This is a genomic window from Kitasatospora sp. NPDC036755, assembly GCF_040636595.1.
Taxonomy (GTDB): domain Bacteria; phylum Actinomycetota; class Actinomycetes; order Streptomycetales; family Streptomycetaceae; genus Kitasatospora.
In genome coordinates this window covers 1-8,866 of record NZ_JBEZUT010000350.1, presented here as the reverse complement: position 1 = coordinate 8,866, position 8,866 = coordinate 1, and the positions used below count along the sequence as shown (strand labels likewise).

Sequence of the window (8,866 nt, the reverse complement as noted above, 5' to 3'; positions counted from 1 at the left end):
CGACCATCTACCTGATCAAGTAACCAGCTGATCAGGTCGCTGGCCACCGGCTGCGGCCCCCGCCCTCACCGGCGCCGGCCTGTTGACGCTCGCGGGCTGCCGGTCGGCCGTCGAGCACGCCCGGAACGCGGCCGCCGCCGTGGACGCCGGTTCCCCGCGCCGGGGCGGCGTGCTGACCGTCTCCACCGGCGTCGACGTCACCCCGAGCCTGCTCTTCGCCGTCAGCGCCAACACCCTCGTCCAGCGCCTCGCCTTCAACACCCTGACCCGCTACGACGACCGGCTGCAGCCCCAGCCCGAACTCGCCACCGGCTGGGAGCTCGCCCCGGACGGCCTGAGCGTCACCCTCAGACTGCGCGAGGACGTGCGCTTCCACAGCGGCCGCCCGTTCACCGCCGACGACGTCGTCTTCGCCGTCCGCAACCTCCAGAACCCGGCCCGCTCGGCCCAGTTGCGCTCCACCGCCGCCGCCGTCACGGACTTCCGCAAGAACGGCGACTTCGAGCTGACCCTGGTGCTCGCCCACCCGGTGAGCAACCTCTTCGACCTCTTCGAGTTCATGATCGTCCCGGACCGGGAGAGCATCGAGGACGCCGTCGCCGGCGCCCGGCTGGTCGGCACCGGCCCCTTCGTCCTCACCGAACGCAGGCCCGGGTCCTCGCTCTCCTTCATCCGCAACGAGCAGTACTGGAACCCCGGCCGCCCCCACCTCGACGGGGTGGAGATCCGGATCATCCCGCAGGCCGAATCACTGCTCTCCTCCCTGCGGACCGGCCAGACCCACCTCTCCTACAACGTCCGCGGCAAGGACGCCGCCGCCCTGCGCGACGACCCACGGTTCCGGATCAAGCAGTACGACACCGGCTCCGGCGCCCTCTACATCGGCGTCGACGTCACCGCCGAGCACGTCCGCGACAAGCGCGTCCGCCAGGCCATCGCCTGGGCGGTCGACCGCGACCGCCTCGTCCAGCAGGCGCTCGGCGGCTACGGCACCGCTTCCTCGGTGCCCTGGCCCAAGTCCTCCCCCGCCTACACCGAGGCCGACGCCACCCACTACCGGCACGACCCGCAGCGCGCCCGGGCGCTGCTCAAGGAGGCCGGCGCGGAACACATCACCCTGCCCTTCGCCCACTCCAACGAGGCCGGCGCGACCGCCATCGCGCAGATCCTCCAGTACGACCTGCGGCAGGTCGGCATCGAGACGGTGCTCCAGCCCGCCGACTCGCCGACCATGCAGAAGCAGCTGATCTCCCAGTCCATGCCCGCCCTGTGGACGCTCAGCCACGGCTTCGCCCAACTCCGGCCCGCCACCCTCGCGGTGAGCGCCTACCCGTTCAACGAGGCCAGGAACAGCTCCCGCTTCGGCTCCCCCGACTACACCGACGTGGTGCGGCGGGCCTGGAACCGCGCCGACGGCGACGGCCCCGAGGCCGCGGCGCTCCACCGGCGGATCACCGAACTGCTGCTGGACGAGGAGTTCGTGATCGACCTCGCCATCACCGGACTGGTCGAGGTCGCGGGCAGCCGGGCCCGCGGCGTCACGCTCAACAAGTTCGGCTACCTCAACCTCGACGACGCCTACCTCACCGCCTGAGCAGGACGGCCCACGACCCCATGCGCACCTTCCTCCTGAAACGCCTCCCCAGCGGACTGCTCGTCCTGGTCCTCGCCTCCTTCCTGGTCTTCCTCATCCTCCGGCTGATCCCCGGCGATCCGGCCACCACGCTCGCCGGCCCGGACGCCGCACCCGCCACCGTGGAGGCCGTCCGCGACCGGCTCGGGCTCGACCGGCCACTGCTCGGCCAGTACCTGAGCTGGCTCGGCCGACTGCTGAGCGGCGACCTCGGGCCGAGCTACGCGATCGGCGGCCAGGTCTCCGACCTGATCGGCAACGGCCTCGGCGCCACCGCCCAACTCACCCTCGGCGCCCTGCTGCTGGTGGTGCTGATCGCCCTGCCGCTGGCGGTGGTCGGCGCCACCACCAGGCGGCGCCCGGTCGCCGCCGCCGTCCAGGCCGTCACCACCGGTGTGCTGGCCGTCCCCCCGTTCGTCACCGGCGTGCTGCTGGTCCTGCTGTTCGCCGTCTCCTTCGAACTGCTCCCGCCCGGCGGCCACGAATCCCTGCTCGCCGAACCGGACCTGGCCGTGCAGTACCTGGCGATGCCCGCCCTCTGCCTCGCCCTGCCCAGCGCCGCCGTGCTGGCCCGCTACCTCAAGGACGGCATCGAACGCGCCCTCGCCGAGGACTACGTCCGCACCGCGACCGCGCTCGGCGTCTCCCGGCGGCGGATCGTCTGGCGCCACGCGCTGCCCAACGCCCTGCCCTCCGCCGTCACCGTCCTCGGCCTCCAGATCGGCCACCTCATCGCCGGGGCCGTCCTGGTGGAGCGGATCTTCGCCTGGCCCGGCCTGGGCCAGCTGATCGAACAGGGCGTCATCCGCCGGGACTACCCGGTGGTGCAGGACCTGCTGCTGCTCGTGGTCGCGGTCTACGTGGCCGTCCAACTGCTCACCGACCTGGCCTACACCTGGCTCGACCCCCGGATCCGCTGGGAGTGACCCGATGACCACCACCGCTCTTGCCCTCAAGTCGTCCGCACCGAGGGGACGTTACCGCTCGGCACTGCTCGGCCCACGCGGCCTGGCCGGCCTCGCGCTGGTCGGCACCGTCGCCCTGGCCGGACTGCTCGCGCCGCTGCTCACCGGTACCGACCCGAACGCCCAGAGCGCGCTCGCCCTGGCCGGACCCAGCGCCGCACACCCCTTCGGCACCGACGACCTCGGCCGCGACCTGTACAGCCGGGTGCTGCACGGCATCGCGACCGACCTCGCGCTGATCGCCACCGCCGTGCCGATCGGCGCCCTGCTCGGCTGCTCCGCCGCCCTGCTCGCGGCCACCTCCCGGTGGGCCGACCTCGCCGTCCAGCGCGCCTTCGACCTGCTGCTCGCCTTCCCCGGGCTGATCCTCGCCCTGGCCGTGACCGCCGTCCTCGGCCCGGGGCGCTGGCCGGTGGTGATCGTCGTCGCACTCGCCGAAATCCCCGGCTTCGGACGGCAGTTGAGGGCCGGGATCCTGGTCCAGAGGGAACGCGAGTACGCCCTGGCCGCCCGGGTCGGCGGCGCCTCCCGGGCCCGGGTGCTGCTGCGGCACGTCCTGCCCAACGCCGTCGACCCGCTGATCGTGCAGACCGCGGTGGCACTCTCGCTCGGCGTCTTCATCGAGGGCGCGATGAGCTTCCTCGGCCTCGGGGTGCGCCCGCCGGAGCCCACCCTGGGCAGCATCCTCAGCCAGTCCGTCGCCTACCTGGCCACCGACCCGGCCTTCGCGGCCGCCCCGCTGGCGGCCACCACCGCCCTGGTGCTCGGCTTCACGCTGATCGCCGAGGCCCTGAACCGGGGGATCCGCCGATGACCACCGTGCTCCGAGTCACCGACCTCACCGTACGGTTCGAAGGCCCCGGCTCCCCGGGCGCCGCCGCCGACCGCGGCACCGCCGCCGTCGACGGCGTCTCCTTCGACCTCGCCGCGGGCGACACCCTGGGCATCGTCGGCGAGTCCGGCTCCGGCAAGTCCACCACCGCACTGGCCCTGCTGCGGATGCTGCCGCCCGGCGGCCGGATCACCGCCGGCTCGGTCGAGCTCGCCGGGCAGGACCTCGCCGCCCTCCCCGAGGACGCCCTGCGCGCCCTGCGCGGCCGGCGGATCGCCATGGTCTTCCAGGACCCGATGTCCTCGCTCAACCCCGTGCTCACCGTCGGCCGCCAGCTGGACGAGGCGCTGCGCGCCCACGGCGGCCCGTCGCGCAAGGCCGAACGGCGGGAACGTGCCGCCGAGTTGCTGGACCTGGTCGGCATACCGGACGCCACCGGCCGACTGCGCGACCACCCGCACCGGTTCTCCGGCGGCCAGCGCCAGCGCATCATGATCGCTCTCGCGCTGGCGCACGACGCCGAGGTGCTGGTCGCCGACGAACCGACCACCGCCCTCGACCCGACCGTCCAGCAGCAGATCCTGCGCCTGCTGACCCGGATCAACCGGGAGACCGGCGCCGCCCTGGTGGTGATCAGCCACGACCTCGGGGTGATCGCCCGCACCTGCCGCCGGCTGCTGGTGATGCGGCACGGCCGGGTCGTCGAGCGGGGCGCCGCCGCCGACCTCCTCACCCGCCCCGAACACCCCTACACCCGCGAGCTGTTGGCCGCCGTACCGCGACTGGAGGAGCCCTCCCGGGCGGCCGCCAACAGCACCCCCGGGGCCGAGCCGCTGCTCACCGTCCGCGGCCTGACCAAGACGTACGGATCGCGGCGGCGCACCGTCACCGCGCTGCACGGCGTCGACCTCGACCTGCACCCCGGCGAGACGCTGGGCCTGGTCGGCGAGTCCGGGTCCGGGAAGTCCACCCTGGCCCGCGCCCTGGTCCAGGCGCAGGCCCCGTCCGCCGGCAGCATCCGCTTCCGCGGTGAGGAGCCTTCGAACCGCGCACCGGGGCGTGACATCCAACTCGTCTTCCAGGACCCGTACTCCTCGCTCAACCCCCGGATGACCGCCGGGCAGATCATCGCCGAACCGCTGATCGCCCACCGCCTCGGCGACCGGGAGCAGCGCGCCGCCCGGGTCGCCGAGCTGATGGAGCAGGTCGGGCTGGACCCGGCCACGGCCGACCGCCATCCCCGCGCCTTCTCCGGAGGCCAGCGCCAACGGATCGGCATCGCCCGGGCGTTGGCACCCGAGCCGAGCGTGCTGATCTGCGACGAGCCGGTCTCCGCGCTGGACGTCTCGGTGCAGGCCCAGGTGATCGACCTGCTCGCCCGACTCCAGCGCGAACTCGGCCTGGCCGTCCTGTTCATCGCCCACGACCTGGCGGTGGTCCGCCGGGTCAGCCACCGGATCGCGGTGATGCACCGCGGCCGGATCGTCGAGACCGGCCCGGCCGACCGGGTCGTCACCGCGCCGGAACACCCCTACACCGCCGAGCTGTTGGCCGCCGTTCCGAGCCTGGAGCCCGCGGCGTCCGCCGCCTGAACCCGTCGCCCGAGCCACCCCTGCGGAGCCTCCCATGAGCACACTCGAACCCGACCCGACGCGCCCCGATCCGTCGCACCCCGGCCCGACCCGCCCCGATCCATCGCGCCCGGACCCGCACCGCCGCGACCCGTACGCCGGCTTCCCCGGCACCGTCGGCCGCACCTTCGCCGAGTCCACGCCCGCCTGGCCGCGGCCGGTCCGCCCGCGCGAGGGCGCGCCCAACATCGTGGTCGTGCTGATCGACGACATGGGCTACAGCGACATCGGCCCGTTCGGCGCCGAGATCCCCACCCCGACCCTGGACCGCCTCGCCGCCACCGGCGTCCGGCTCACCAACTACCACACCATGCCGCTCTGCTCCCCCGCCCGGGCGGCCCTGCTCACCGGACTCAACCCGCACCGGGTCGGCTACTCCTTCGTCGCCAACGCCGACCCCGGCTTCCCCGGCTACGGCATGGAGGTCGCCGGGGACATCCCCACCCTGGCCGAGCTGCTGCACGACGCCGGATACGCCACCTACGCGGTCGGCAAGTGGCACCTCACCCGGGACTCCGCCTCCGGCGCCGCCGACGACCGAGCCAACTGGCCGCTGCAGAAGGGCTTCGACCAGTACTACGGCGTCCTGGAGGGCCTCACCAGCCTCTTCCACCCGCACCAACTCGTGCGCGACAACAGCCCGCTGGACATCGACGAGTTCCCCGACGGCTACTACTACACCGACGACCTCACCGACCAGGCCGTCAAGATGGTCAAATCGCTGCGCGCCCACGACGCCGACAAGCCGTTCTTCCTCTACCTCGCCCACAACGCCGTGCACGGCCCGCTCCAGGCCAAGCCCGAGGACCTCGCCCGCCACCGCGGCCGCTACGACGGCGGCTGGGACGAGCTGCGCCGCACCCGCTTCGCCCGCCAGCTGGCCGCCGGCCACTTCCCGCCCGGCACCGAGCTGCCCGAGCGCAACTCCGAGGCCGGGTACGAGGTCGGCCCCTGGGACGAACTCACCGACGTCCAGCAGGAGCTGTACGCCCGCTACATGGAGGTGTACGCGGCGATGGTCGACAACGTCGACCAGAACCTCGGCCGGCTCACCGACACCCTGGCCGCGCTCGGCGAACTCGACAACACCGTCATCGTGTTCACCAGCGACAACGGCGGCACCGGCGAGGGCGGCGCCGAGGGCACCCGCAGCTACTTCAGCCGCTTCGTCCACCACCCCGACCTGCCGGCCGACTGGAACCCCGACGTCCGGCGCGAGATCGACCTGATCGGCGGCCCGCAGAGCCTGGTCCACTACCCTCGCGGCTGGGGCATGGCCTCCAACACGCCGTTCCGCCTCTACAAGGGCCAGACCCACGCGGGCGGCGTCCGCGTCCCCTTCGTGCTCTCCTGGCCGGCCGGCCTGCCGCGCACCGAGGGCGACAGCGGCGTCCGCACCCAGTACCAATACGTCACCGACATCCTCCCCACCCTGCTCGAACTCGCGGGCGTGGAAAGGCCGTCGGAGCGCCGGAGCCAAGCCGTCCAGGAGCTCGACGGCATCAGCTTCGCCCCGGTGCTGCGGGACGGCGCCGCCCCCAGCACCCACCACGAGCAGTACTGCGAGATGACCGGCAACCGCAGCTACTACCGCGACGGCTGGAAGCTGGTCACCCTGCACCGCCCCGGCACCCCGTACGACGACGGCGAGTGGGCGCTGTACGACCTGCGCACCGACCCCACCGAGATCCACGACCTCGCCGCCGAAAACCCGGGACTCGTCAAGGAGTTGTCCGCCGCCTGGGAGGCCGCCGCCTGGCGGAACGGGGTCTTCCCGCTGGCCGACGGCAGCGGCGCCCTCGCCCTGCGCGGCCCCGAGGCAGAGCGGCTGCGCCGCCCGGTCACCCTGCTGGCCGGCACCCCCGAGCTGGAACGCTACCGCTCCTCCCGGCTGGTCTCCTTCCGCTCCTTCACGGTCGAGGTCGCGCTCGACGGCTACCGGCCGGGCGACCAGGGCGTCCTGGTCTCGCACGGCGACCAGGGCGGTGGCTACAGCCTCTACGTCGAGGACGGCCGGCTGCGTCTCGCCTACAACCAGTACGGCGAACTGCTGGAGGCCGACGGCGGCCCGCTGCCGGCCGGCGCCCGGCTGGTCACCCTGGAGGCCACCGCGGTCGCCGACCTCAAGTGGGAGTTCCGGCTGCTCGTGGACGGCCTGCCGCTCGACGAGGCCGGGGGCGGCCGGCTCGGCCCGGTCCACCAGCTGATCGGCATGGCGCCGTTCCAGGGCATCAGCGTCGGCATCGACCGCAAGTCCCCCGTCTCCTGGCCGCTGTACGAGCGCCACCGCTCCTTCCGCTACACCGGCGCCCTGCACTCCGTCACCTACCTGCCCGGCGCGCCGGCGCCGTACGACCCGGAGACGGTCGTCCGGGCGCTGCGCGAGGCGGCGGCCGCCTTCGAGTAACGGGGACCGCCGGCGTCGGGCCCCCGGCGGCGGGCCCTCGGCAGCGGGCCCTCGGTGCCGGGTGCCCGGCCGTGGGTCCCCGGCCCCGTACCAAGATCCGCCCACCCGGGTTACCCTCGTCCCGCGCGGCGACGGCCCGCGCGGCCGACCGAGGGGGGAACGGATGATCGGGGACCTGCTGCCGGACGTCGTGGTGACCGAGGTGGCCTACGACGACCCGCCGGAGGCACGGCTGGAGCCCGAGGAGGAGCCGGCCGTCGCCCGGGCCGTCGACAAGCGCCGCCGCGAGTTCACCACCGTCCGGCACTGCGCCCGGGTGGCCCTCGCCCGGCTGGGCGTCCCGTACCGGCCGCTCGTCCCGGGCCTGCGCGGCGCCCCGAGCTGGCCGGACGGCGTGGTCGGCAGCCTCACCCACTGCGACGGCTTCCGCGCCGCGGCCGTGGCCCGGGCCGGCACCCTCGCCTCCGTCGGCATCGACGCCGAGCCCGCGCTGCCGCTGCCGGAGGGCGTCCAGGAGGCCGTCGCCCTGCCGGTCGAGCAGCAGCGACTGGCCGAGCTGGCCGCCGAGCACCCGGACGTCCCGTGGGACCGCATCCTGTTCAGCGCCAAGGAGTCGGTGTACAAGGCCTGGTTCCCACTGACCCAGCTCTTCCTGGACTTCAGCGAGGCCGAGCTGGACCTCTCCCCCGACGGCACCTTCACCGCCCGGCTGCTCGTGCCCGGCCCGGTGGTCGGCGGCCGCCGGATCGACGGCTTCGACGGCCGCTGGGCGGTCCGCGACGGGCTGCTCGCCACCGCGATCGCCGTCACTCCCTGACGCCGCCCCCACGCCGTCCCCCGGCCCCGTCCCGTCCCCGACCCGGCCTCTCCCGGGGCCTTCACCGGTCCTCACCGGCGCCGCATATCCTCGTCCCCGTGACGGTGACCTATGTGATCGACGGTGACGAGATCAGGACCCTGGAGGACTTCTGGGGCGTGGTCGGGCGGACCATCGGCGTGGACGGCTACTTCGGCCGCAACCTCGACGCCTTCGCCGACTGCCTGCGCGGCGGCTACGGCACGCCCGAGGACGGGGACTGGGTCATCGAGTGGCACCACCACGAGGCCTCCCGCCGCGCCCTCGGTTACCCGGAGACGGTCCGGCAGCTGGAGCTGCGGCTGGCCCGCGCCCACCCCACCAACCGCGCGCACATCACCGCGGAGCTGGCCGCCGCCCGGGCCGGCAGGGGGCCGACGGTCTTCGACTGGCTGGTCCGGGTGATCGAGGAGGAGCACCCGGGCGGCCTGCGCCTGGCGTAGCCGGGCGATCCAGGTGAAGTACCAGGGCGAGGAGTACCTGGTGCTCTCCGCCCGCGACGTTCTCGCGATCATCGAGAAGTAAGACGTCCCCGACCCGCC

The 8,866-nt window shown here is 73.8% G+C and carries 7 protein-coding genes and 1 pseudogene; all 8 read left to right on the top strand.

Annotated features, from left to right (window positions below):
* Positions 1 to 82: 82 nt before the first annotated feature.
* Positions 83 to 1,594, top strand: coding sequence for an ABC transporter substrate-binding protein (locus AB0E96_RS34590; protein WP_359829758.1), 1,512 nt, complete (start codon positions 83 to 85; stop codon positions 1,592 to 1,594).
* Between the two features lie 20 nt (positions 1,595 to 1,614).
* Complete coding sequence (locus AB0E96_RS34585; protein ID WP_359829757.1) at positions 1,615 to 2,559, top strand: ABC transporter permease; 945 nt, start codon at positions 1,615 to 1,617, stop codon at positions 2,557 to 2,559.
* A 4-nt stretch (positions 2,560 to 2,563) separates the two neighbouring features.
* Positions 2,564 to 3,412, top strand: coding sequence for an ABC transporter permease (locus AB0E96_RS34580; RefSeq protein WP_359829756.1), 849 nt, complete (start codon positions 2,564 to 2,566; stop codon positions 3,410 to 3,412).
* Positions 3,409 to 5,022, top strand: a complete 1,614-nt coding sequence (locus AB0E96_RS34575; protein WP_359829755.1) for an ABC transporter ATP-binding protein — start codon at positions 3,409 to 3,411, stop codon at positions 5,020 to 5,022. The genes AB0E96_RS34580 and AB0E96_RS34575 overlap by 4 nt, the downstream gene beginning before the upstream one ends.
* A 34-nt stretch (positions 5,023 to 5,056) precedes the next feature.
* Positions 5,057 to 7,468: an arylsulfatase gene (locus AB0E96_RS34570; protein ID WP_359829754.1), complete on the top strand. Its 2,412-nt coding sequence runs from the start codon at positions 5,057 to 5,059 to the stop codon at positions 7,466 to 7,468.
* A 163-nt stretch (positions 7,469 to 7,631) separates the two neighbouring features.
* Positions 7,632 to 8,285, top strand: coding sequence for a 4'-phosphopantetheinyl transferase superfamily protein (locus tag AB0E96_RS34565; RefSeq protein ID WP_359829753.1), 654 nt, complete (start codon positions 7,632 to 7,634; stop codon positions 8,283 to 8,285).
* A 98-nt stretch (positions 8,286 to 8,383) separates the two neighbouring features.
* Positions 8,384 to 8,767, top strand: a complete 384-nt coding sequence (locus AB0E96_RS34560; RefSeq protein WP_359829752.1) for a barstar family protein — start codon at positions 8,384 to 8,386, stop codon at positions 8,765 to 8,767.
* A gap of 10 nt (positions 8,768 to 8,777) precedes the next feature.
* Positions 8,778 to 8,849 (top strand): annotated as a pseudogene (locus AB0E96_RS34555) (co-chaperone GroES); the annotation flags it as partial.
* Between the last annotated feature and the right edge of the window lie 17 nt (positions 8,850 to 8,866).